Source organism: Micromonospora sp. CNZ296, from assembly GCF_007827635.1.
On the sequence record NZ_VISW01000006.1, the window covers coordinates 250,453 to 272,796 of the forward strand.

Annotated in this window: 21 protein-coding genes; 15 read left to right on the forward strand and 6 right to left on the reverse strand. The window is 72.6% G+C overall.

The window, feature by feature from the left end:
• Nucleotides 1-110: 110 nt before the first annotated feature.
• The 6 genes from FB455_RS12960 (at nucleotide 111) to FB455_RS12985 (ending at nucleotide 5,720) form a co-directional block, all read left to right on the forward strand.
• Nucleotides 111-929: an ABC transporter ATP-binding protein gene (locus FB455_RS12960; RefSeq protein ID WP_030268592.1), complete on the forward strand. Its 819-nt coding sequence runs from the start codon at nucleotides 111-113 to the stop codon at nucleotides 927-929.
• Nucleotides 926-1,642 (forward strand): ABC transporter ATP-binding protein, encoded by a 717-nt coding sequence (locus FB455_RS12965; RefSeq protein WP_013286723.1) that lies wholly within the window; start codon nucleotides 926-928, stop codon nucleotides 1,640-1,642. The genes FB455_RS12960 and FB455_RS12965 overlap by 4 nt, the downstream gene beginning before the upstream one ends.
• Before the next feature lie 13 nt (nucleotides 1,643-1,655).
• The gene (locus FB455_RS12970) at nucleotides 1,656-2,534 is read left to right on the forward strand and encodes a branched-chain amino acid ABC transporter permease (RefSeq protein ID WP_013286722.1); all 879 of its coding nucleotides are present in this window, start codon (nucleotides 1,656-1,658) and stop codon (nucleotides 2,532-2,534) included.
• Nucleotides 2,531-3,676, forward strand: coding sequence for a branched-chain amino acid ABC transporter permease (locus FB455_RS12975; protein WP_030268594.1), 1,146 nt, complete (start codon nucleotides 2,531-2,533; stop codon nucleotides 3,674-3,676). Before FB455_RS12970 ends, FB455_RS12975 begins: the two co-directional genes overlap by 4 nt.
• A 50-nt stretch (nucleotides 3,677-3,726) precedes the next feature.
• A complete protein-coding gene (locus FB455_RS12980; RefSeq protein ID WP_030268596.1) occupies nucleotides 3,727-4,998 on the forward strand; it encodes an ABC transporter substrate-binding protein in 1,272 nt (423 codons plus the stop codon).
• Between the two features lie 95 nt (nucleotides 4,999-5,093).
• Nucleotides 5,094-5,720, forward strand: coding sequence for a TetR/AcrR family transcriptional regulator (locus tag FB455_RS12985; protein ID WP_013286719.1), 627 nt, complete (start codon nucleotides 5,094-5,096; stop codon nucleotides 5,718-5,720).
• Nucleotides 5,721-5,798: 78 nt separating this feature from the next.
• On the opposite strand, the gene FB455_RS12990 is transcribed toward FB455_RS12985, so the two are convergent.
• A complete protein-coding gene (locus tag FB455_RS12990; RefSeq protein ID WP_030268597.1) occupies nucleotides 5,799-6,215 on the reverse strand; it encodes a MarR family winged helix-turn-helix transcriptional regulator in 417 nt (138 codons plus the stop codon).
• Between the two features lie 80 nt (nucleotides 6,216-6,295).
• On the opposite strand from FB455_RS12990, the gene FB455_RS12995 reads away from it, so the two are divergent.
• Nucleotides 6,296-8,086 carry an ABC transporter ATP-binding protein gene (locus FB455_RS12995; protein ID WP_013286717.1) on the forward strand — a complete coding sequence of 597 codons (1,791 nt, stop codon included), beginning with the start codon at nucleotides 6,296-6,298 and terminating at the stop codon, nucleotides 8,084-8,086.
• Between the two features lie 182 nt (nucleotides 8,087-8,268).
• Here the strand turns inward: FB455_RS12995 and FB455_RS13000 are convergent, their stop codons facing one another.
• A complete protein-coding gene (locus FB455_RS13000; protein WP_030268599.1) occupies nucleotides 8,269-9,171 on the reverse strand; it encodes a hypothetical protein in 903 nt (300 codons plus the stop codon).
• Between the two features lie 337 nt (nucleotides 9,172-9,508).
• On the opposite strand from FB455_RS13000, the gene FB455_RS13005 reads away from it, so the two are divergent.
• Nucleotides 9,509-10,054 (forward strand): hypothetical protein, encoded by a 546-nt coding sequence (locus tag FB455_RS13005; protein ID WP_030268602.1) that lies wholly within the window; start codon nucleotides 9,509-9,511, stop codon nucleotides 10,052-10,054.
• A gap of 235 nt (nucleotides 10,055-10,289) precedes the next feature.
• Here the strand turns inward: FB455_RS13005 and FB455_RS13015 are convergent, their stop codons facing one another.
• Nucleotides 10,290-10,565: a DivIVA domain-containing protein gene (locus FB455_RS13015; RefSeq protein ID WP_013476513.1), complete on the reverse strand. Its 276-nt coding sequence runs from the start codon at nucleotides 10,563-10,565 to the stop codon at nucleotides 10,290-10,292.
• A 294-nt stretch (nucleotides 10,566-10,859) separates the two neighbouring features.
• On the opposite strand from FB455_RS13015, the gene FB455_RS13020 reads away from it, so the two are divergent.
• The 7 genes from FB455_RS13020 (at nucleotide 10,860) to FB455_RS13050 (ending at nucleotide 18,761) form a co-directional block, all read left to right on the forward strand.
• Nucleotides 10,860-11,099 (forward strand): winged helix-turn-helix domain-containing protein, encoded by a 240-nt coding sequence (locus tag FB455_RS13020; RefSeq protein ID WP_013286712.1) that lies wholly within the window; start codon nucleotides 10,860-10,862, stop codon nucleotides 11,097-11,099.
• Nucleotides 11,100-11,155: 56 nt separating this feature from the next.
• Nucleotides 11,156-12,001 carry an alpha/beta fold hydrolase gene (locus tag FB455_RS13025; RefSeq protein ID WP_030268604.1) on the forward strand — a complete coding sequence of 282 codons (846 nt, stop codon included), beginning with the start codon at nucleotides 11,156-11,158 and terminating at the stop codon, nucleotides 11,999-12,001.
• 240 nt (nucleotides 12,002-12,241) lie between these two features.
• Nucleotides 12,242-13,501, forward strand: coding sequence for a hypothetical protein (locus FB455_RS13030; protein WP_030268606.1), 1,260 nt, complete (start codon nucleotides 12,242-12,244; stop codon nucleotides 13,499-13,501).
• Nucleotides 13,502-13,712: 211 nt separating this feature from the next.
• The gene (locus FB455_RS13035) at nucleotides 13,713-14,447 is read left to right on the forward strand and encodes an HNH endonuclease (RefSeq protein WP_232236593.1); all 735 of its coding nucleotides are present in this window, start codon (nucleotides 13,713-13,715) and stop codon (nucleotides 14,445-14,447) included.
• A 288-nt stretch (nucleotides 14,448-14,735) separates the two neighbouring features.
• A complete protein-coding gene (locus tag FB455_RS13040) occupies nucleotides 14,736-17,645 on the forward strand; it encodes a M36 family metallopeptidase (RefSeq protein WP_232236594.1) in 2,910 nt (969 codons plus the stop codon).
• Nucleotides 17,646-17,831: 186 nt separating this feature from the next.
• Nucleotides 17,832-18,272, forward strand: coding sequence for a ribonuclease domain-containing protein (locus tag FB455_RS13045; RefSeq protein ID WP_013286706.1), 441 nt, complete (start codon nucleotides 17,832-17,834; stop codon nucleotides 18,270-18,272).
• A 60-nt stretch (nucleotides 18,273-18,332) separates the two neighbouring features.
• Nucleotides 18,333-18,761 (forward strand): barstar family protein, encoded by a 429-nt coding sequence (locus tag FB455_RS13050; RefSeq protein WP_030268612.1) that lies wholly within the window; start codon nucleotides 18,333-18,335, stop codon nucleotides 18,759-18,761.
• 749 nt (nucleotides 18,762-19,510) lie between these two features.
• Here the strand turns inward: FB455_RS13050 and FB455_RS13055 are convergent.
• From FB455_RS13055 to FB455_RS13065, 3 genes are all read right to left on the reverse strand, one after another.
• The gene (locus tag FB455_RS13055; RefSeq protein ID WP_030268615.1) at nucleotides 19,511-20,236 is read right to left on the reverse strand and encodes an HD domain-containing protein; all 726 of its coding nucleotides are present in this window, start codon (nucleotides 20,234-20,236) and stop codon (nucleotides 19,511-19,513) included.
• Between the two features lie 7 nt (nucleotides 20,237-20,243).
• Entirely contained in the window at nucleotides 20,244-20,702 is a 459-nt protein-coding gene (locus FB455_RS13060) for an ATP-binding protein (RefSeq protein ID WP_013476520.1), read from the reverse strand.
• Between the two features lie 284 nt (nucleotides 20,703-20,986).
• Nucleotides 20,987-22,330, reverse strand: a complete 1,344-nt coding sequence (locus FB455_RS13065) for a pectate lyase family protein (RefSeq protein WP_145753508.1) — start codon at nucleotides 22,328-22,330, stop codon at nucleotides 20,987-20,989.
• Between the last annotated feature and the right edge of the window lie 14 nt (nucleotides 22,331-22,344).

Sequence of the window (22,344 nt, forward strand, 5' to 3'; positions counted from 1 at the left end):
AACCCCCGTAAGCGAGCGGTGATCGTCGGGGCATTGACGCGGCGGCAGAGAAAAGTACACTCCCGATGTAATTAGTTTTTCCGCGCTCCGTCGACCGGCACGAGGTGACGATGAGCCCACCGGCCACAGCCGCCGACGAACCGGGCCTGGCGCTGCACCACGTCGGCGTACGCTTCGGCGGCCTGGTCGCCCTCGACGACGTCTCGCTGCGGGTGCCGCCCGGCCGGATCGTCGGCGTGATCGGCCCCAACGGCGCCGGCAAGACCACGCTGTTCAACGTGGTCTGCGGCTTCGTCCGGCCGACCGAGGGTTCACTCACCCTCGACGGCCGGTCGTTCCGGCCCCGCCCGCACGCCCTCACCCGGCTCGGCATCGCCCGCACGCTTCAGGGCGTCGGCCTGTTCGCCGGGCTGAGCGTGCTGGAGAACGTGGTCGCAGGCGCCAGTCACACGGCCCGCGCCGGATTCGCCGCCGCGCTGTTCGGCCTGCCCCGCAGCGACCGGGACGAGCGACGGCTGCACGTCCGGGCCCTGGACCTGCTCACCGAGCTGGGCATCGAGAAGTACGCCGACGCGGCGCCCGCCACCCTGCCCTATCCGGTGCGCAAGCGGGTCGCGCTGGCCCGCGCGCTGATCGCCCGGCCCCGGCTGCTGCTGCTCGACGAACCGGCCGGCGGTCTCGGCGCCGACGACGTGGCCGAGCTGGCCGACCTGGTCCGCGCGCTGCCCGACCGGGAGGACGGCTGTGCCGTGCTGCTCGTCGAGCACCACATGGACCTGGTCATGTCCGTCTGCCAGGAACTGGTGGTGCTCGACTTCGGCAAGGTGATCGCGGCCGGGCCGCCGGACCGCATCCGCGACGACCCCCGGGTCACCGAGGCGTACCTGGGCGCGGACGTGCCCGCCGAGCCGACCGGGAGCGCGTCGTGACAGCCGTGCTGGAGGTGGAGGCGCTCAGCTGCGGCTACGGACCCGTGCCGGTGCTGCGCGACGTCGCGTTCACCGTCCCGGCCGGCACCGTAACCGCCGTCCTCGGCGCCAACGGCGCGGGCAAGACCACGCTGCTGCGTACCCTCTCGGGTCTGCTGCGGCCCACCGGCGGCCGCGTCCGGTACGCGGGCGAGGACCTGCGCGGCGTCCGGGTGGAACACCTGGTCCGACGCGGCCTGGCGCACGTGCCGGAGGGGCGCGGCGTGGTCACCGAGCTGACAGTGGCGGAGAACCTGCGCCTGGGCGGGCTGTGGCGGCGCGACCGGGCCGACGCCCGCCGCGCGCTCGACGAGGTGTATGAGCTGTTCCCCGCCCTGGCCCGCCGCCGCGACCACGCCGGGCACCAGCTCTCCGGCGGCGAGCGGCAGATGCTCGCCATCGGCCGGGCGCTGATCGCCCGGCCCCGGCTGCTGCTGCTCGACGAGCCGTCGCTCGGGCTGGCGCCCAAGGTGGCCGCGCAGATCATGGCGCTGCTGCGGCGGCTGCGCGACGAACGGGGGCTCACCGTGCTGCTCGTCGAGCAGAACGTGCGCACCGCGTTGTCAGTCGCCGACCAGGGCATCGTCATGTCGCTCGGGCGGGTGGTGACGGCCGCGCCGGCCGCCCGGCTGCGCGACGACGACCAGCTCCGGCACGCGTACCTCGGATTCTAGGAAGGGGTCGCGGATGGAGCGGTTCTGGTTCCTCACCTTCGACGGGCTCGCCGCCGGGGCGGTCTACGCGGCGTTCGCGCTCGCGCTCGTACTCATCTGGCGGGCCGCCCGGGTGGTCAACTTCGCCCAGGGTGCGATGGCCGTGGCCACCGCCTACGTCGGGTACGCGGTCGTCTCCGCCACCGGCTCGTACTGGCTGGGCCTGGCCGCCGCGATCCTGTCCGGGCTGGCCCTGGGCGCGCTCGTGGAGCGGGTGCTGATGCGGTTCGCCGGCCCCGGCGGCCCGCTCAACCAGGTGATCGTCGCGCTCGGGCTGGTGCTGGTCATCCAGGCGGTGCTCGGCATGGTCTTCGGCAACGACTACCGGCCCGCACCGGCGCCGTTCGACACCGACGCGCTCACCATCGGCGGGGTGGCCGCGCTGTCCCCGTACGACCTGTGGGTGCTCGGCGCGGCGCTGACTGTGGTGGCGCTGCTCGCGCTGCTGTTCACCCGTACCCCCGTGGGCCTGCGGATGCGGGCCGCCGCCTTCGCGCCAGAGGTGTCCCGGCTGCTCGGCGTCAGCGTCGGCCGGATGCTCACGCTGGGCTGGGCGCTCGCCGCCGGGGTCGGCGCGCTCGCCGGGATGCTCGTCGTCCCCACCGGACTCGGCCTGCACTCGCACGCCATGGACCTGGTCTTCGTGGTCGCGTTCACCGCCGCCGTGGTCGGCGGCCTGGACAGCCCTGTGGGCGCGGTGGTCGGCGGCCTGCTGGTCGGCCTGATCCTGTCCTACGTCACCGGCTACCTGGGACCGGACACCACCCCGCTGGCCGTCCTGGTGCTGCTGCTGTCCGTCCTGCTGGTCCGCCCCGGCGGACTCTTCTCCGCGGCGAGAGCGAGGCACGTGTGACGAGCACCCCCACCGAGATCGCGCCCGCCGCGCCGTCCCCGCTGCGGCGGCTGCTTCCCGGCGCCCCCGCCGGACGCGAGGCGCGCGGCTCCACGCTGCTGCGCCACCTGGCCGTGGCCGTGTTCGCCGGCACGCTCGTCGTGCTGGTGACCAACCAGCTCGCGCCGTACCAGAACCTCCAGGTGGCGCGCGTCTGCGCGTTCCTCTGCGTCACCGCCGGGCACACCGTCCTGGTCGGACTCAACGGCCAGCTCTCGCTCGGGCACGGCGCGCTGATGGCCACCGGCGCGTACACCGTGGCGCTGACCCAGCAGGCCCTCGACGAGCGGGCCGTACGCGGCTGGTGGACGCTGCCCGCGTCACTGCTCGTCGCCGTCGCGGTGACAGCGCTCGGCGGGCTTGTCGTCGGGCTGGCGGCGGCCCGGCTGCGCGGCCCCTACCTGGCCGGCGTGACGCTCGCGGTGGCGACGCTCGTCCCGGCGGTCACCACGATCTTCACCGGCGTGTTCAACGGCGAGCAGGGGCTGCGGTTCCCGGCGCAGACGCCACCGGCGGCGCTCGGCGCCTACTTCCAGCCGGAACGCTGGCTCGCCTGGATCGCGCTGGGCGCCGCGCTGCTCACCATGCTGCTGCTGGCCAACCTGGTGCGCAGCCGCTTCGGCCGGTCGCTGCGGGCGGTCCGCGACGACGAGGTCGCGGCCCGGCTCGCCGGCATCCCGGTGGCCCGCACGCAGGTGCTCGCGTTCGTGGTGAGCGCCGCCTGCGCGGGCCTCGGCGGCGGCGTGTACGCCATGCTCACCGCCACTGTCGCACCCGGCAAGTTCCCGCTGGACCTGTCGCTGTTCCTGCTCATGGCGATCGTGATCGGCGGGCTGGGCAGCCTGGCCGGCGCGGTCTGGGGAGCGGTGCTGCTGGTCGCGCTCCAGGACCTGCCCGGCCTGCTCACCGAACACCTCAGCCTCTCCGCCGGGCTGGCCCAGCGGCTGGAGGGCAACCTCGCGCTCGCCGTGTTCGGCCTGATCCTCATCGTCGTCATGCTCGCCGCCCCGGGCGGCCTCCAGGGCGGGGTGCGTGCCGTCGGCGCCCGCCTGCCCAGGGCCGTCCGCCGTCGTCCCGCCACCCGCCGGTCGCCGGACCGCTGACCTCACCGGTTCCACCCACCGTTCGCACCGTCGCACCGGAATGGAGAACCATGCGCCCCACCACCCGCCGCGTTCTCGCGGCCGCCGCCGGCCTGGCCCTGCTGGCCGCGTTGCCGGCCTGCGCCGACGACGAGAAGCAGGCCGCCGAGAACGTCCCCGGCGTCAGCGACTCCGAGGTCGTCATCGGCACCCACCAACCGCTCACCGGACCGGCCGCGCCCGGCTACTCGAAGATCTCCGCCGCCACCAAGGCGTACTTCGAGCACGTCAACAGCAAGGGCGGCGTGCACGGCCGGAAGATCGTCTACAAGGTCATGGACGACGGCTACAACCCCGCCAACACCGAGAACGTGGTCCGCAAGCTGGTGCTCGACGACAAGGTCTTCGCGCTGCTCGGCGGCCTCGGCACGCCGACGCACACGAACGTGCTGGAGTTCGTCAAGACGCAGAAGGTGCCGGACTTGTTCGTCTCCTCCGGCAGCCGCAACTGGAACCAGCCGGACAAGTACCCGACGACGTTCGGCTGGCAGCCCGACTACACGGTCGAGGGCAAGATCCTGGCCAGCTACGTCAAGCGGGAGTTCCCCGGCGCGAAGGTCTGCCACTTCGGGCAGAACGACGACTTCGGGCGGGACTCGCTGGCCGGGGTCGAGCAGGTCCTCGGCCCGGTCGCGGCGAAGCAGACGTACACCACCACGAACCAGCAGGTTGGCCCGGCGATCGGGGCGCTGCGCGCGGCCGGCTGCCAGGTGGTCATCTCGGCGACCATCCCCGGCTTCACCGCGCTCGCCATGGGCCAGGCCGCCGGGCAGGGCTTCAAGGCGCAGTGGGTGGTCTCCAACGTGGGCGCGGACTACACCACGCTGTCGGCCCAGCTCGGCGACAAGAAGGTGATCCTCGAAGGCATGATCGCCGACAACTACCTGCCGATGGTGGGCGACACCGCGAACCCGTGGATCCAGGAGTTCACCAAGATTCACCAGAAGTACAACGCGGGCAACCCGGTCGACGGTAACGCCATCTACGGCTACTCGATGGCGTACACGTTCGTCCAGGCGATGCTCGCCGCCGGGCCCGACCCCACCCGGGAGAAGCTGGTCGAGGCCGTGCGCAAGGGCGGCTTCCGCGGCCCGGGCCTGACCCCCTTCCGGTACGCCGAGGGCGTGCACGCCGGCTACGGCGGTGTCCGGCTGACCAAGGTGAGCAACGGCGCGCAGGCGTACTTCGGTCCCGCGTACACCACCGACGACGGCGACGGCGCGATCACCGAGTTCACCGAGCCGCCGACGAACCCGCCGGCGGACGCCGTTCCGACGTCCTGACCGCCGTGCTGCCGCCGGGCGGCCGGGTGCCGGTCGCCCGGCGGCACGCACGTAGAGTGGCCGCCGGCAGACGAGCAACAGGAGAGCCCGTACCCATGATCGAGCTGGAGACCGACCCGCCGGAGCGGGTGGACGGCCGGGCGGCGCGGGCCGAGCGGACCCGGGCCGCGATCGTGGAGGCGCACCTGGCCCTGATCGACTCCGGTGACCTGCGGCCCACCGGGGAACGGATCGCCGAGCGGGCCGGGGTGTCGCTGCGCACGCTCTGGACCAACTTCAAGGACATGGAGACGCTGTTCGCCGCGACCGGACGGCGGGTCGGCGAGCGGCAGGCCACGCTCTGGCAGCCCGTGTCGCCGGAACTGCCGCTGACCGCCCGGATCGCCGCGTTCTGCGACCAGCGCGCCCGGCTGCTGGAGGTGCTGGCGCCCTCGGCCCGTGCGTCGGCGCTGCGGGAGCCGTTCTCCCCGCAGTTGCGGCGCAACCGGGAGGCGGCCATCGCCCGGGTACGCCAGGAGATCGAGTCGGTGTTCGGCGCGGAGCTGGCACACGCCGGGCCGGGCCGGGAGCAGTTGCTCGACGCGCTCACCGTGGCCGGCACCTGGTCGGCGTGGTCGATGATGCGTGACTCGATGGGGCTCGACGTCGACGCGGCCCGCGCGGTGATGGCCCGTACGCTCGGCGCGCTGCTGGTCGACGCGATCGCCGCCGGCCTGCGCTGACGCTTCCGGCGGCCGGTCTTCCGGCCGACTTGGCGCCGACGGCCGCCTTCCGCGCCGGTCCAGGTGCCCGGCCCTCGTTCAGTCCTCGCGCAGCAGGCGCAGGATGCGGGTCAGTTCGGCCCGGTCGTCCGGTGCGAGCGCGCCGAAGAACCGTTCCGCCTCGGTGGCCCGCGCCTGCCGGATCGCGGTGCCCACCCGCTCGCCCTCGGCGGTGGGCGCGACCAGCGTGGCCCGCCTGTCGCCCGGGTCGGGCCGTCGCTCGACCAGGCCCCGCTCCTGCAACCCGTCGACCACCTCGGTGGCCGAGCGCGGCGCGATGCGCAGGTGCTCGGCGAGCGCGCCGGGCCGCAGCGCGCCGTGACGCATCAGCACGCCCAGCGCCCGCGCCTGCCCGGGGCTGATCTCCCACGGCTCCAGCGCGCCCTTGGTCTGGTGCCGCAGGCGGCGGGTCACCGCCCAGAACGTCTCGGCCAGGCTCTCGTCGCTGCCGTTCACGGGGAATACGGTAACAGGCTTTCGTGTTGTTCCCTCATGTTGAGGTAACCTCAGCATTGTCCCCTGCACGAGGAGCACAGTTGGATCGCATCCCCGACGGCCGCCGTGACGGCCGGACCGTTTCCCCCGCCGAGAAGGCCCAGGCCCGCGAGGTGTCCCTGCGCCGGATCGGCGGCCTGTTCACCGCCCACCGCGGCCCGCTCGCCACAGTGGTGGCGATCATCGTGGCGTCCTCGATCATCGCGATGGCCACGCCGTTCCTGCTGCGTACCGTGATCGACAGGGCCCTGCCCGAGCGTGACCTGACCCTGCTGGCCTGGCTGGTCGCGGGCATGGTCGCGGTCGCTGCGGTCACCGCGGTGCTCGGCGTCGCCCAGACCTGGATCTCCACCCGCGTCGGCCAGGAGGTCATGCACCGGCTGCGCGCCGACGTCTTCGCCCACCTCCAGCGCCAGTCGATCGGCTTCTTCGTGCGCACCCGTACCGGCGAGGTCCAGTCGCGCATCACCAACGACATCGGCGGCATGCAGGCGGTGGTCACCTCCACCGCCACCTCGATCGCCGCCAACCTCACCACGGTGGTCGCCACCACCATCGCCATGCTGGCGCTGAGCTGGCGCCTCACCCTCGTCTCGGCGGTCGTGCTTCCGCCCGCGCTCTGGCTCACCCGCCGGGTCGCCCGGCTGCGCCGGGAGATCACCGCCCAGCGCCAGCGCGAACTGGCCGACCTCACAGTGACCATCGAGGAGGGGCTGTCGGTGAGCGGCGTACGGCTGGCCAAGACGCTCGGCACCGGCCCGGCCCTGGTCGACCGGTTCACCGCCTCCTCGGCCCGCCTGGTCGACCTGGAACTGCGCTCGGAACTGGCCGGCCGCTGGCGGATGGCCGCCATGAGCATCGTCTTCGCCGCCATCCCCGCGGTGATCTACCTGAGCGCCGGCCTGCCCGGCACCGCCGGCACGCTCACCATCGGCACGCTCGTCGCGTTCACCGCCCTCCAGGGCAACCTGTTCCGGCCGCTGATGGGCCTGCTCAACGTCGGCGTCACGCTCACCGCGTCGCTGGCGCTGTTCGCCCGCATCTTCGAATACCTCGACCTGCCCGTCGAGGTCGCCGAGCCGGCCCGCCCGGTCCCGCTCGATCCGGCCACCGCCCGCGGCCACCTGCGCGTCGAGGACGTCACCTTCAGCTACCCGGGCAGCGACACCGCCGCCCTCGCCGGCGTCAGCCTGGACGTCCCGGCCGGCACCAGCCTCGCCCTGGTGGGGGAGACCGGCTCCGGCAAGAGCACGCTCGCCGCGCTGATCAGCCGGCTGCACGACCCGGACGCCGGCCGCATCACGATCGACGGGATCGACCTGCGCGACCTGCGCCCGGCCGACCTGGCCGCCGTCGTGGGCGTGGTCAGCCAGGAGACGTACCTGCTGCACGGCACCGTGCGGGACAACCTCCGGTACGCGCGCCCGGACGCCACCGACACCGAGATCGAGGCCGCCGCCCGCGCCGCCCGCATCCACGACCTCGTCACCGCGCTGCCCGACGGGTACGACACCATGGTCGGCTCGCGCGGCCACCGGTTCTCCGGCGGCGAGCAGCAGCGCCTGGCGATCGCCCGGACCCTGCTGCGCGACCCGCGGATCCTGGTGCTGGACGAGGCGACGAGCGCGCTGGACACCGAGACCGAGCGCGCGGTCCAGCGGGCGCTGGACGAGCTGGCCAGGGGCCGCACCGTGGTGACCATCGCGCACCGGCTCTCCACTGTTCGCGACGCCGACCGTATCGCCGTGCTCGACCACGGCCGCATCGTCGAATCCGGCACCCACGACGCACTGCTGGACCGGCGCGGCCGCTACGCCGCCCTGGTCGGCTGAGCGTAGGAAAGTGACCACCGCCGCCCGGTGGCGCGTGCCGGCGCTGCGCACGACCGCTGTCGTCGCCGGGGCGATGCTGGGCGTGCAGCAGCCCGCGCAGGCCGCCCGGGCAGAAACGCCCGCCCCGAGAACGCCGCCGTCCCGGGCTGACCGTCCCGGCTCAGACCTGGGCCCGTCCCGGCTCAGACCTGGGGCGGCTCCGGCTCGCCCGGGCGGGGCCGCTGTCCCGGGGCCGGGCGCGGCGCGGGCGGGGGGAGCAGCGGCTCCAGCGGGGTGAACGACTCCACCGGTCCGTCCGGCCGCGATCCACGCCGCGCCCGCCCCGGCCCGCCGGGCATCCCTCGCGCGTCCCGTGCCGCGCCCGCCGGCCCGGTCCCGTCGGCCGGCGGTGCCGTGGCGGCCGGCTCGCCGTCCTTCCCGGCTCGCGCCGCCGTCGGCCGTTCACGGCGGTCGCGTTCCTCCGCGTACTCGGCGCGGCGGCGGGCCAGGTCGCGCTCGCACTCCAGCGCGATGCGCTGCTCCCAGTACGGCTGGAGCAGCTTGCGCACCCGCTCGTCCAGGTGCACCGTGACGTCCGGCTCGCAGGCGAACGTCACCTCGCCGCGCGCGTACGTCCAGGGCGGCGGGTCGTCGTCGGCGAGCGCCGCGGTCAACGCGGCGTGCAGGTCGCGCGGGCGGTGCGGCGGCACCTCCACCGCGTGCCGGACCGCGAGCCGGTGCAGGCGCTGCGTGGCCTGCTGCTGGAAGTAGTCGACGTACCAGCCGAACAGCTCCGGCCGGGCCGTCTCCGACGACCAGGTGTAGGTGGCGCGGACCAGGAACACGTACACCTGGCCCTGCGCCGGCACCGCGAGCGGCTCCGGGACGCGCCGGTCGACTGTGGTCACCGGCGTCACCGGCTCCTCGGTCCACCAGAGCTGCCGCAGCGTCGGCTGCGCGCCGTCCCAGAAGCGCCGGGTCCGCACGCGCGCCGCCTCGCCCAGCGCCCGCGCCCGTCCGGCCCACCGCCGCCGCCTGCTGTCCACCGGCGCGCCGGGCTTCGGCCGGCCGCCGCCCGGCGCGGGCCCTTCCGGCACCGCGGTCATCGCACCCCCTCCATGCCGGATCGCAGCACCGCGTCCCGCAGCGTCACCGGCGCGCGCGGGCCGTCGGGCGAGGGGTGGCCGGACCGCCGTGGCGGTCCGCGATCCACGCTAACAACCCGGGCCGGTGTACGCGCGCAGCCGCGCGGCGGTTCCGCCCGGCCCAGGGGCGGGCGCTGACCGATCGGACGAGCCGTCCCGTAGTCCTATCCGTGGGACTCGGGCTGTTTCGGTCCCGTTCACGGGACCGACCATCCAGAGTCGATCGGCGCGCCTTGATCCGTGATCGAAGCGCTTCGTAGCGTGAGGCTCCGCGATCCTTCGGGGAGGACCAGAACGCATGGGCGTAGACGCTCGTCAGGCCGCCGGCCAGACCGTGAATTTCCTGCGGTCCCTGGCGGAGCGGCAGTACGACCGGGTCTGGACCCCGGACTTCCTGCACCTCAGCCCGGACGTGCAGGGCTTCGCCGTGTTCCACCGCGGCGGCCTGGTGCTGGTCTACGGCGCGGTGTCGCCGGAGGACCCGGCCCGCTGGGTGTTCCGGATGGCCTGCGTGGCCGGCGCCGACGTGCCGGACATCTCCGGGGCGATGGCCTGGGCGAACATCCGCAACCGGCTGGCCGAGGCCGGGCGCTACTACTGCGTCGTGAAGGCCGACCAGAGCGCCTGCCACGTGGTGTTCGCGCTGGATGTCCGCAGCCCGCTGCTCGACGACGTCACGGCCCCCGACGCGCAGGCGGTGCGGGAACTGCTGCACTTCTCGCTCGCGGTGTGCGTCCACAACGCCGTGGCGGACTTCCGCGACCTGGCGTCCTATCTGCCGGCGCGACCGCTGGCGCCGACCGAGATCGACGCCTGGACGCTGTTCGCCGGCACCCAGGACTGATCGCGCGGCAACGGTTCGCCGGCTCGGCGCAGCCCGGCGAGCTGCACGAAGATCTCCCGCTTCGCAGTGGCGGTGCCGCGACTGTTGACCACGTACCCGGTCAGCCAGATCCACCCGGTATACGTCACCTCGGGCCCGACCGATACGACCCGGAACGTGAGCGCCCGACCGCCGCCGAACTGCACCGACGCGCGGCCGTCGACCCGTAGCAGGTCGCCGGGTTGCGGGCGCACCGCTACCAGTGGCCGTCGTTCGGTGGGCGGCACTCCCGGGCGTGCATGGCCTGCCAGTCCCGCAGGGCGCGCTTCAGCCTGTCGTTCTCCTGCGCGAGCAGGCGTACCCGGCGGTGCAGTTCGGCCAGTTCGTCGGCGACCCGGGCCTGGAACTCGCGTACCTGATCAGGGTCGACGCCGCGCCTGCGGGCGTCGAAGGCGTGCGTGCGCACCTCGTGCGGGGTCAGCCGGGCCGGCAGGCCGCTCAGGTAGAGGCGGCCGGATCGATGCAGCGTCACTTCGGTCCTTCCAGGAGCAGGGGACAGGTGCGGTGGAAGGGCGGGCCGTCCGCACGCCGGCTGCGGCCGGCCCGCCCGCTCCGCCCACCGCAGCCCGGATCGGCGGTACGGAGGCGGAGCAGTCCGGAGGGTCGGGACGGGTACGCGCACCCGCCCCGACCGGGGGATGGGCCGAACTCGTTGCCACGCGAGGATCGGCCCAGAATCAACTTATCTAGACATGTCAGATGAGTCAACGCTGCTTGTTAGGCGCGTCGCGGTGTGATCGAATCGGGTCGCCACGCGAGGAGTGCCATGCGAGAAGTGCCGGATTACTGGCGCATCGCCGACGATGTGATCGCCGACGTCAGAGGAAAGAAGCTGAAGCCCGGGGACAAGCTGCCCTCGATCGCTGCGCTGCGCGATCGCTACGGCGTGAGTCACGGCACCGTGCAGATGGCGTATGCGCGTCTCGAAGCGTTGCGGGTGATCCGGCGGCAGCAGGGCAAGGGTGTCTTCGTGACCGATCCGAAGACCTGGATGAGGGAGCCGTAACCGGCGTCAGTCCAGCAGGCCCACCGGTCGTCGTCCGACTCGCCATACTGTCGGCGATGACTGCGGACGTGCGTACCGAAGACGGTTGTCGCCTGTGGGCCGACCAGGTCGGCGCCGGGGCGCCGCTGGTGCTCTGTCACGGCGGTCCGGGCATCTGGGACTACCTCGGCCCGGTCGCCCGGCTGCTCGACGGGCACGCCCGTGTCATCCGGTGGGACCAGCGTGGTTGCGGGCGCTCCGAGCGGCGCGGCCCGTACACGATCGGCCGTTTCGTCGCCGACCTCGACGCGGTCCGCGAACACCTGGCCGGACCGCGGACGGCACTGCTGGGCCACTCGTGGGGCGCGCACCTGGCGCTGCGGTACGCGATCGAACACCCGGAGCGGGTCAGCCACCTGATCTACGTCTCCGGCACCGGCATCGACGCTGAACGCGGCTGGCATCCGCATTACGAACGGAATCTCCGGCGGCGGCTCGGGCCGCACCTGGGCCGGTGGGAGGCGCTTGGCGGGCGGGACCGCACCCCGGCGGAGGAACGGGAACGGGCGGTCCTGCAGTGGTCGGCCGACTTCGCCGATCCGGACGCCGCCATGACGCACGCCGAGGACATGGCCACGCCGTGGCTGGGCATCAACCGCGACTGCAACCGGGCCGTCAACGCCGAGGTCAAGCGGGAACTCCGTACCTCCGGGATCGCGGCGCGGTGCCGGACGCTCGACCTGCCCGTGCTGATCATCGACGGCCCCGATGACATCCGTCCCCGCTGGGGCGTCGACTCGCTGGAGAAGGCGCTGCCCAATTGTGAGCGGGTCAGCCTCCCCGGATCCGGCCACCTGCCGTGGGTCGAGAATCCACACGACTTCCATCGGGCCGTGGCCGCCTTCCTCGACGCGCCGGCATGAGCCGGCGTCCGGAACCTGAAAGCGGGAGCCTTCGGTAGCGGCCTGTCGCGGAGATCGGTACTTACGGGTACACCCGTCCCGTCGACGGGACGGCTAGAGTCTTCGCGTGATCGACCGGAGGCGCCCCTCGAGTCGGTCAAGAAGGTGCGAGTCGCTGATCTGATAGCGCCCTCTTAAGGCCACACAGCGAACAGAGTAGACAGCGTCGCTCTCCATCCTCCCACCCGTCAGGAGCCGACAATGGGTAACGAGATTCAGCTGATCAGCGACGGCGACGGGCTGGCGGTCATCGGAGATCCGACGGCTGTCGAACGCTTCCTGGTCTCCGAGGGCTTGCCGTCGAAGAACCTCGGGCTGCCTCGGCTCGGGTCTGTTCTCAAGGTCGGGGCGGCAGCGACTCAGGCTGGTTCCGAGATCGCCGCCAACTCCGGTCGTTGGGTGCAGCTGACCCAGGAGTCAGCGCAGCTCGTCCACAAATTCGGTCTGATGCCGACCAAGACCCCAGGGGTCAGCCACGCGATGGTGGGAGATCCAGGCTCGATCCAGAAATGGCTTCAGATCTCGAAGGGGCCCGGGGCGGTCGCAGGCAATCCGGCGTTGCTGGCCGGTGCGGCGGGGCTCATGGCGCAGCTTGCGATGCAACAGAGCATGAAGGAGATCACCGACTATCTCGCCACGATCGACGAGAAGGTCGACGATGTGCTCCGTGCCCAGAAGGACGCTGTGTTGGCCCGCATGATCGGCGTGGGCTTCGTCATCGAGGAGTCCATGACCATCCGTGAGCAGCGCGGCCGAGTCGACGAAGTCACATGGTCGAAGGTGCAGGGCGCGCCGGCGACGATCGCAGAAACCCAGGCGTACGCGTTGCGTCAGCTCGACGCGCTCGCGGAGAAGCTGGAGCGTAAAAGCGCGATCGGTGAGCTTGCCAGGGCAGCCAGGGAAGCGGAGTCCAAGGCGCAGGAGTGGCTTGTCGTCCTGGCCCGCTGCTTCCAACTGCAGGACGCGATCGCCGTGCTCGAACTCGACCGGGTGCTGGACGCGTCGCCGGACGAGTTGGACGGGCATCGCGTCGGGCTGAGGAATGCTCGGCAGAACCGACTCGAACTCATCTCCCGGTGCACCGAGCGCCTCCTTGCCCGCATGGAAGCGGCCGCGGGCAGGGCGAACGCCAAGGTTTTGCTGAACCCGATGGACTCACCGGCGGTGGTGAAGTCGAGCAACCACGTCTCGACAGCCATCGTCAACTTCCATGGGCGACTCGGTATCGAGAGCGCTCGGCAGTCGTCGGAGGCGAGACGATGGGCGGATGCGGCCAAGGAGGCGAGAGACAAGGCGCTTGAGACCGGAGCAGACGGCGTTGATGCCGCCAGGCGCCTCGGTAACGACACTTTCGACCGGGCTAAATGGGCGACGGGCAAGCTTTCCGGCCGGGTCGGCGGGTGGGCACTGCGTCGGCGCGGGGAGGACGACGAACTCAAGGAGAAGAGTGGCGACGCTTGATCAGGAGAGAGAACGTGACCTGACCCCCGCCACCTATCCGCGTCTGGTGCGGTGGAGGACTGACCGAGACCCGCTGTTTGCGTCTTCGTAACGGACCCGACGACGTGGATGCGCGAACTTTGACTGGTCGGGTTCGTGACGCCGGTCGGGGTAGCGACAAGATGCGTTCAATCGCGTCGTCGGCGGTGGCTTCTTCAGCGGCTTCACCCAGTTGAAAATCTCGGAAGCGTGGAACCTCTTCGGCGAGGGCAACGGCGTCGCGAGCCTCGACGAGATGAGGCGTAGCGTCGGGCGGTACCGGAAACAGCCGATCGAGCCGGGGGAGGATCCGGTGATCGGGTGCATCTTCGTTCGTGACAGCGTCTTCTTCGCCGACGGCTCGACGGTCGATCCGCCCCCTGGCTTCGCGCCGAACGTCGTACAGGGCAAGACGTACGACCTTGCTGATCCAGCCGCTGCGGACTACTTCGGTCTTGCCCTTCACCGCCTTCTGGGTGGAGAGGTCGATTTGGACCTTCGTGAGCCGTGGCATCGCCCCGGCCCGATCTACGGAGATCCACGGCTCGTTCCCCAGCGTCTCGGCCAGAAGTCGTTCAAGGCGGTGGTGCTCGGTGCGTACGGCCGCCGCTGTGCGATCACGGGCAACAAGTTGCAACCGGTGCTCCAGGCGGCGCACATCCGGCCACTGCCGGCGGGTGGCGAGCATCGGATCGACAACGGCATGCTGCTCAGATCCGATGTCCACATCCTCTTCGATCAGGGCTACCTGGGCGTGGACCCGAGGTACCGCCTGATGGTGAGTCCGCGCCTGCGAAGCGAGTTCGGCAACGGCGACCAGTTCTACGCGAAGGCCGGGTCCGTTATCGCGATCCCAGAGCGACGTGGAGACCGTCCCAAGGCCGAGTTCCTGGAGTGGCACCTGGAGTCAGTGTTCAAAGCGGCCTGACTGCTGAGCCGCCTCCCGCCTAGCAGCTGCTGACGCTGTGGAGATCTTGGTACGAAAGGGCCCTCATGGGGGCCGTTTCGTACCAAGATCTATTCGTGTCTCGTCTGGTGAGACGCGAGTCTCGAAGCTGCTCGGCCAGGGGCGCCGTGAGGGCCGCCGAGAAATCGACGCAACAACAATTATGGATGTTCGGATGGTGTCGGACGGTTGATCGTCCTGGTCGGATGGCGGAACGGACATCGCCGTTCGACGATGACAGGAGGGACCGTGCGCACACCATCCCGTGCGTTGACGGGGACCACCGCGCTGCTGCTCGCAGCCGGGCTGGTTCTGACCGCCGCTGGCGGCGGCCAGGCGGCACCCCGGGAACAGACCCGTACCCAGGCGCCACCCGACCACCTGCCGGGCGACCGGCACGACACCAAGGCCAAGGACAACCGCAAGGGCCGCGTCGCCGCCAGCGACCGGCAGCGGGACCGGGCCGCCGCGCTCGGCGCGCGCGTGCGCTGGACCGACTTCGGTACGCCCGCCACGCTCACGTCGACCGGCAAGCCCCTCGCCACCGGCCTGCCCGCCGACCCGGCCGCCGCCGCGCGCGCGTACGTGGCCGCCAACCGGGACGTGCTGGGCCTGACCGCCGAGGGCGCCGCCGCGCTGGAACTGCTCACAGTGGCGCCGATGGGGCAGGGCGCGACCGTCCTGTTCCGGCAGCGCTTCGGTGACCTGCCGGCTGCCGTCGACGGCATGCTGTCGATCGGCGTACGCGACGGAGCGGTGTGGCACGTCAGCTCCTCGCTCGCCCGCGACGCCGGTACGCCGGCCCCGGCCACGATCAGCGCCGAGCAGGCCCGCAAGGCCGCCGTCGCCGACGCCGGCCGCTCCGACGCGCAGGTCGTGCGTACCTCGTTGGTCGCGGTGCCCACCGCGGACCGGGGGCCGCGCGCGGCGTGGGAGGTGGTCCTCGGGGCGGACACCACCGGCGCGGACCCGGCCGCCTACGCCACCTACGTGGACGCCCGCGACAGCGCCGTGCTGGTCCGTGAGGACCTGATCGACCACGACGCCGACCACCCCTCGTGGGAGGTCTTCCCGAACTCGCCGCGGGTCGACAGGTCCTCGGTCGACACCCGCAAGCGGTGGTGCGCCGTGCCGGCGCGCGGCTGCGCCGAGGTGGTGGGCGTGCCCGGGCACCCGGCGTGGGACGTGGACCCGGCCACCGGCCAGTCCACCACCACGACCAAGGGCAACAACGCGATCGCGGTGCAGAACTGGTTCAGCAACGACCCGTTCAGCGTCGGCACCGAGACCGCGACGCCCCGCCCGGACCGCCGGTACGACTACCCGTGGACGAACCAGTGGCAGGAGCAGCGCTGCAACCCGGAGGTGTTCACGTCGCCGCAGGCGAACGACATCGACGCGGCGCGGGCGAACCTGTTCGCCATGCACAACCGGATGCACGACTGGACCTATCACCTCGGGTTCACCGAGGAGACCTGGAACATGCAGCAGGACAACCTCGGCCGCGGCGGGCTCGGTAACGACCCCGAGCAGGGCAACGCCCAGGCCGGCGGGGCCAGCGGCGGCCCGCCCAACTTCGCGGCCCGCAACAACGCCAACCAGATCACCCCGCCGGACGGCGTCGCGCCGACCACCAACATGTACCTGTGGCAGCCCATGGCGGGCTCGTTCTACGCGCCGTGCGTCGACGGCGACTTCGACATGTCGGTGATCGCCCACGAGTACGGCCACGCGGTCACCAACCGCATGATCGCCGGCCCGAGCGCCGGGGTCAGCTCGCCGCAGGGCATGAGCGAGAGCTGGTCCGACCAGCTCGCCATGGAGTACCTGTTCGAGCACGGATACGCCGCGCCCGGCCGGCGCGGGTTCACCATCGGCGAGTACACCACCCAGGACCCGAACGCGGGTATCCGCAACTACAACATGAGTGACAGCCCGCTCAACTACAGCTCGGTCGACTACGACTTCGTCGGCCTCCAGGTGCACGCCTCCGGTGAGGTGTGGAGCGCCACCAACACCGACATCCGCGCGGCCATGATGCGCCGGTGGGGCAGCGGCACCCCGGCCGTGCAGAAGGCGTGCGCCACCGGCGCCCGCGACGTGACCGCCTGCCCGGGTAACCGGCGCTGGATCCAACTGGTCTTCGACTCGTTCCTGCTGATGTCGGTCAGCCAGGTCAGCATGGTCGACGCCCGGGACGCGATGCTCGCCGCCGACCGGATCCGCTTCGGCGGCGCCAACCAGGACCTGCTCTGGAACGCGTTCGCCGGGCGCGGCCTCGGCGAGACCGCGGCCAGCGTCGGCCACACCGACGCCGACCCCACGCCGGGCTTCACCTCGCCGTACGCGCGGGAGGGCTCGCTGCGGTTCCTCCCGGTCGGCGAGCGCGGGCCGGTGGCGGGCGCGCAGCTGTTCGTCGGGCGCTACCAGGCCCGGGCGGTGCCGGTGGCGGACACCGACGCGGCCACCCCGCTCACCGACCGGGTGGATCTGGTGCCCGGCACGTACGAGTTCGTGGTGCGGGCACCCGGCTACGGCCACACTCGGATCGGCCCGGTGAAGGTCAAGGCGGGCCAGAACCGGACGCTGGCGGTGTCGTTGCGACCCAACCTGGCCTCGGCAACCGCGGGTGCGGCGGTCACCGGCGACGGGATCAACCTGCCGCAGATCGCCGACGACGACGAGGCCACGAACTGGGCCTCGCTGGGCGCGCCGGTCGCCGGCCGGCAGGTCACAGTCGACCTGGCCGGCGACGTCCAGCAGGTACGCCGGGTGCAGGTCAGCGCCATGCTGCGTCCGGCGGTCGCCGGTGACGCGGACGCCGGCACCCAGAGCCGGTACTCCGCGGTGCGGCAGTTCCGGGTCCTCGCGTGCACCGCGACCGGGCCGGTGACCTGCGCGGACGCGGCGGACTTCCGCCCGGTCTACACCAGCCGGCCGGACGCGTTCCCGGCTGTGGCGCCGCGTCCCCGGGCGCCCGAGCTGATCATGCGGTCGTTCGACATTCCGCGTACCAAGGCCACGCACCTGCGCGTCGAGGTGCTGACCAACCAGTGCACGGGCGCGCCGGACTACGCCGGTGAGCAGGACGACGACCCGCGGGCGGCGACCGACTGCGCCACCGCCAGCCCGCAGGCGCAGAACGTGCGGATCGCCGAGTTCCAGGCGTTCACGCGCTGACCCACACGGCGGGTGCGGACGGTCGGCTCGGGTCGTCCGTCCGCACCCGCCATCGTGTGTTCACCCGGGGTTCGGGGCGCCGTCGCCGGATCGGGGCTGTACCGCGGGCAGGATCCTCGACAGACTGAGCGGCGACCAGCGAACGACGTTGGTCGATGCCCTGCCGGCTCGCTCAAGGAGGATCCCTTGACCCCGTTCCGTGCCGCCGTCACCCGCGTGCGCCGCGCCCTCGCCGCGTCCGCCCTGGTCACCGCCGTGGCCGCCGCGGCGCTCGTCGCACCGTCCACTGTCTCCACCCGCCTCGCCGAACCCGCCGCGGCCGCCGTCTACGGCTCCTGCACGCAGTCCCGCTGCGCCGACGCGCGCACCGCGCGGTCCGGCTGGTCCGCGAAGAGCTTCCCGACCAGCCGTGGCTGGTACTCGTGGAGCGGCGGCCAGTGCAACTTCGCCGGCGGCCGGTTCTACAACTACGAGGGTCAGCTGCCCGCCGGCGCCACCTACTACGAGTACGACGTCTACCCGCGCGCCTGCAACGCCTCCCGGGACGCGTACCGGATCGTGGTCAACAAGAGCACCGGGGCGACCTGGTTCTCGCCCGACCACTACGCCAACTTCTACCGGCTCTGAGCAGCTCGGCGCCGGCCGGGCCCGCTACGCCCGGTCGGCGCCGTCGGGAAAGGACGGATCATGGGCGCAGCGTCCCCGCAGCCGCCGGCCTGGCTCGTGTACGACGGCGCGCCGCCCGAGCCGGACGGGGTGCCGGTCTCCGGCGCGGCCAGCCGCACCCGCGCCGGGCTGCACGAGACGCTGGCCGGGTCACTGGCGCTGCCCGGCTGGTACGGCCGCAACTGGGACGCCCTCGCCGACGCGCTCGCAGACCGCCTCGACTCCGGTCCGCTGACGCTGGTCGTGACCGACGCGGCGGACCTGCTCGCCGACGAGCCGCCCGCCCAGCTCGGCACGCTGCTGGACGTGCTCGGCGCGGTCGCCGCCGGTGGGCACGAGACGCTGCGGGTGGTCCTGCGCGACGACCCGGACCGACTGCGCGCCCTGCGTGACCGCGTGGCCGCCGTGCTCGGCGGGCGGGTGGGCGCCCCGCCTCCCGCAACCGGCTGACCGGGTGCCGTTTCGCCGCCCCCTCCCCGAAGCGGCGACCTCGTGCGGTGAGCATGGCCGCCAGCTCGGCGAGCTGGCGGGGTCTGGTGGGTGGGGATGCGGCCACTTCCCCGTAATGGCGGGCCGGGTGCCAGTTCGGGGTGGTGGCGGGGGTCTGGTGGGTGGGGATGCGGCCACTTCGGGGAGGTGGTGGGCCGATCGCCAGTTCGGGGAGGTGGTGGGGTTCGGTGGGGAGGGATGCCGCCACTTCGCCGTAGTGGCGGGCCGGGCGCCAGTTCGGGGTGGTGGTGAGGTCCGGTCGGTGGGGATGCAGCCAATTCGGGGTGGTGGCTTGCGCGGTCGCCAGTTCGGGGAGTGGCGGGGTCCGCTGGGTGAGGTTGTCGCCACTTCGCCGTAGTGGCGAGCCGGGCGTCAGCCTGGGGAGTGGCGGGCCTGGTGGGTGGGGGATGCCGCCACTTCGCGGTGGTGGCGGGCCGGGCGCCAGTTCGGGGAGGTGGTGGGGTCTGGCGGGTGGGAATGCCGCCACCTCGGGGTGGTGGTGGGCCGGGTGCCACTTCGGGGAGGTGGTGGGCCGGGTGCCAGTTCGGGGAGGTGGTGAGGTCTGGTGGGTGGGGATGCGGCCACCTCGGGGTGGTGGTGGGCCGGGCGCCGGTTCGGGGAAGTGGCGAAGGTGAGGGTGAGTGCGAGCCGGGTGGTGAGGGCGCGGGTCGCGTCGGCGGCCTGGGCGGGACACGCCGGACCGGGTGGGGTCAGGCGGGCTGGTCGAGGATGGCGCTGAAGCGCTCCTCGGCCAGGTCCAGCTGGGCGAGGATGTGCTGCTTGACCGGTGCCGACAGCGGCGTGTCAGGCCGGGCGACCAGGTCGCGGAAGACCGGCACCAGCGGGCGGTACTTGGTGGCGGCGCGGGTCACCTTCGGACCGACCGTGTGGATCACGCCCACGCCGTTGTCGGTGAAGTCGGACACCTTGATCACGCGGGCCCAGGGTTCCCGTTCCAGGCTGGCCGCCACGTGCTCCCGGTACTGCTCGTCGCGGTCCCGCCCCGGGTCGTACGCCGGGTTGGTGACCGCCGCGACCAGCCGGGCGACCCGCGCGCCGAACCGGTCGGACAGCGCGTCGAGCGCCGCCGGCGTGGCGTCCGCTGCCGACTCGGTGTCGAGCCCTGCGAGTTCGGCGGGGTGGTCCTCGACCGCGTCGTGCAGCAGCCCGGCGACGATCACGTCCACGTCCCGCACCTGGTAGTGGTGCATCAGCCGGATCGCCACCCGCAGCAGGTGGTTGAGGTACGGCTCGCGTACCCGGCGGTCGTCGCGGTGCAGGTCGGCAGCCAGGTCGAGCGCCTCGGTCAGCCGGTCGCGGGCGGCCTCGTCGAACGCCTCGATCTCCAGCCGGAACCGGGCCAGCAGGCCGGGCTCACCGTGGATCTCGGTGATCGCGTGCATCGGCATGGTGGCGAGGTACGCGGGGAACTCCATGCGTCCCTTATAGCTGATCTTCGCTAGATCCGGCGTCCGCCGGGCCGCTCACGTCGCCGGTGAGGCGCTTGACCAGGCGTACGCAGGTGCCCTCCGGCGTGCCGACGATGGTGGCCTCGTCCATCACCCGCGCCATGATCAGCCGTCCCCGGCCGCGGTCGCCGGTGTCGTCGCCGTCGGCCGCGCGCCAGCCGCCCCGGTCGCGTACCTCGATCTCCAGCCGGTCGCCGCGCAGCTCGGCCCGCAGCGTGGTGATGCCCTCCCGGGCGAAGCGGTAGCCGTGCTCGATGGCGTTGGCGCACGCCTCACCGGTGGCGATGAGGACGGTGTCGACGTCCCACTCACTCACGCCCCGGGCGTGCAGCCAGCCGCGCAACCGTTCCCGGGTGGCGGCGAGCCGGGCCGGGTCGGCCGGCAGGTCGATGGTGAGGACCGGGCCGACGTCGCCGGATGTCCCACCCGTCACGTCCGGCCCTCCGTCCCGTGCCCGTCCCCGGACCTGGGCGCCCACTCGCGCTGTCACCGCCTGATTCTCACCCTGTTGTCCCCGGTGGCCGCCGATTCATTCCCCCGGCGGCGGTGTCCGTCAAACGTGATCATTGCGCATCGGGGGCGGCGTGTCAGCCGGCGGCCCGGCAGAGGCGGCAACGCGGCGGGCCGGCGACCCCCCGAGGGGACGCCGGCCCGGGACGAGCGGTCGCGGTTGCCCCGACGGCGTCGAGCTGGTGCGCGTGCGGGCTCGGGCGCAGGTCAGAGCGGCAGCCGCCCGGCGCCGGCCCAGGCGTCGACGACGAACGGGACCAGCGGGGCCGGCAGCGGCCGGGCGGCGCGCAGCGTGGGCGTCCACCCGGCGTCGCCGCCGAGGTCGGGGTCGTGGGCGGCGTTGTACGCGGCGCGCAGGTCCACCGGCCGGGGCAGGCGGTCACCCTGCCGGACCCAGCTGCCCCGCTCGGTGAGCGCGGTGCCGCCCCAGTCGTACAGCAGGTCGGCGGGGCCGGTGTCGCCGGTGAGCGTGAAGAAGTTGTTCTCCGCGTACAGCGCGGACTGCACGCCGACGCCGAGGGCGTACGCGAAGCCGGGCCCGCCGAGCCGGTAGTGGTTCTCGTGCACGTCGACCTGGCCGAACCGGACCCGGGGCAGGCGTTGCAGCGTGCCGTCGAACAGGTTGTGCCGCACGGTGACGTTGAGCCGGCCCACGTCCGGGCCGACCGTGTTCGACGAGCCGATGAGCATCACCTTGTCCCGGCCGGTGAACCGGTTCCAGGACACGGTGACCAGGCTGGCGGTGTGCGTGACGTCCACCGAGCCGTCGTGCACCTGCCAGGGCCGGCCGAAGTAGACGGGCTGCGCGCTGTCCGGGTTGTCGCCGTCGGTGAACGTGTTGTGGTCGATCCAGACGTGCTCGCTGCGGCGCACGGAGATCTGGTCGTACTGGGAGTTCCAGTTGCCGGTGTCGCCGTCGGCAGGGGACCAGGCCGGGAAGCAGTCCCGGGCGTCGGCGAACTCGATGTTGCGCACGATCACGTTGGCCACCCGGTCGATCATCAGCGTCAGGCCGGTGAGCCGCGCGCCGCGCAGCCCGACGATAGTGGTGTTCGAGCCGACGTTGATCTGCGTCTGCCGGGTCTGCTCGGCCACCGAACGCACCCGGGCGGCCTCCAGCGGTCCGCTCGGGTTGACCCGGCCCCAGGTCGCCGGGTCGTACGCGGCCAGGTAAGCGGGCAGCGAGTACTCCGGGTCGGCGAGGTCGGCGCAGTCCAGCGGCGTGCCGTCCGGTCCCTCGAAACCGTCGACTGTCCCGGCCACGTACACGATCTTGGGGGTGGCGTCGGCGGCGTTCGTGGCGTTGTCGCCGCCGAGCGCGGCGACCAGCTCGGCGCGGGTCCGCACGACGCGTACCCGGTCCGGCGCGGCGGCCGACCCGCCGGTGGTGCCGGTGCCCGCGGCGGCCCAGCCGTCGTTCGCGGGAAGGGCCTGGCGGCCGATCAGCTCGGCGGCCCGGGACGGCTGACCGGGTGCGGCGGGCGCGGGCGCGGTGGTGGTGAGGACGAGCGCGGCGGCCAGCGCCGCGACGACTGCGGTTCGGGTACGCATGACTCGTTCCGTTC

Bases quoted from the DNA above. Each gene is read 5' to 3' on its own strand.
- FB455_RS13030 (WP_030268606.1), top strand. From the start codon at position 12,242: ATGGGTAACGAGATTCAGCTGATCAGCGACGGCGACGGGCTGGCGGTC.
- FB455_RS13005 (WP_030268602.1), top strand. From the start codon at position 9,509: ATGGGCGTAGACGCTCGTCAGGCCGCCGGCCAGACCGTGAATTTCCTG.
- FB455_RS13050 (WP_030268612.1), top strand. From the start codon at position 18,333: ATGGGCGCAGCGTCCCCGCAGCCGCCGGCCTGGCTCGTGTACGACGGC.
- FB455_RS13000 (WP_030268599.1), bottom strand. From the start codon at position 9,171: ATGACCGCGGTGCCGGAAGGGCCCGCGCCGGGCGGCGGCCGGCCGAAG.
- FB455_RS12980 (WP_030268596.1), top strand. From the start codon at position 3,727: ATGCGCCCCACCACCCGCCGCGTTCTCGCGGCCGCCGCCGGCCTGGCC.
- FB455_RS13055 (WP_030268615.1), bottom strand. From the start codon at position 20,236: ATGGAGTTCCCCGCGTACCTCGCCACCATGCCGATGCACGCGATCACC.
- FB455_RS12970 (WP_013286722.1), top strand. From the start codon at position 1,656: ATGGAGCGGTTCTGGTTCCTCACCTTCGACGGGCTCGCCGCCGGGGCG.
- FB455_RS13065 (WP_145753508.1), bottom strand. From the start codon at position 22,330: ATGCGTACCCGAACCGCAGTCGTCGCGGCGCTGGCCGCCGCGCTCGTC.
- FB455_RS13025 (WP_030268604.1), top strand. From the start codon at position 11,156: ATGACTGCGGACGTGCGTACCGAAGACGGTTGTCGCCTGTGGGCCGAC.
- FB455_RS12985 (WP_013286719.1), top strand. From the start codon at position 5,094: ATGATCGAGCTGGAGACCGACCCGCCGGAGCGGGTGGACGGCCGGGCG.
- FB455_RS12960 (WP_030268592.1), top strand. From the start codon at position 111: ATGAGCCCACCGGCCACAGCCGCCGACGAACCGGGCCTGGCGCTGCAC.
- FB455_RS13020 (WP_013286712.1), top strand. From the start codon at position 10,860: ATGCGAGAAGTGCCGGATTACTGGCGCATCGCCGACGATGTGATCGCC.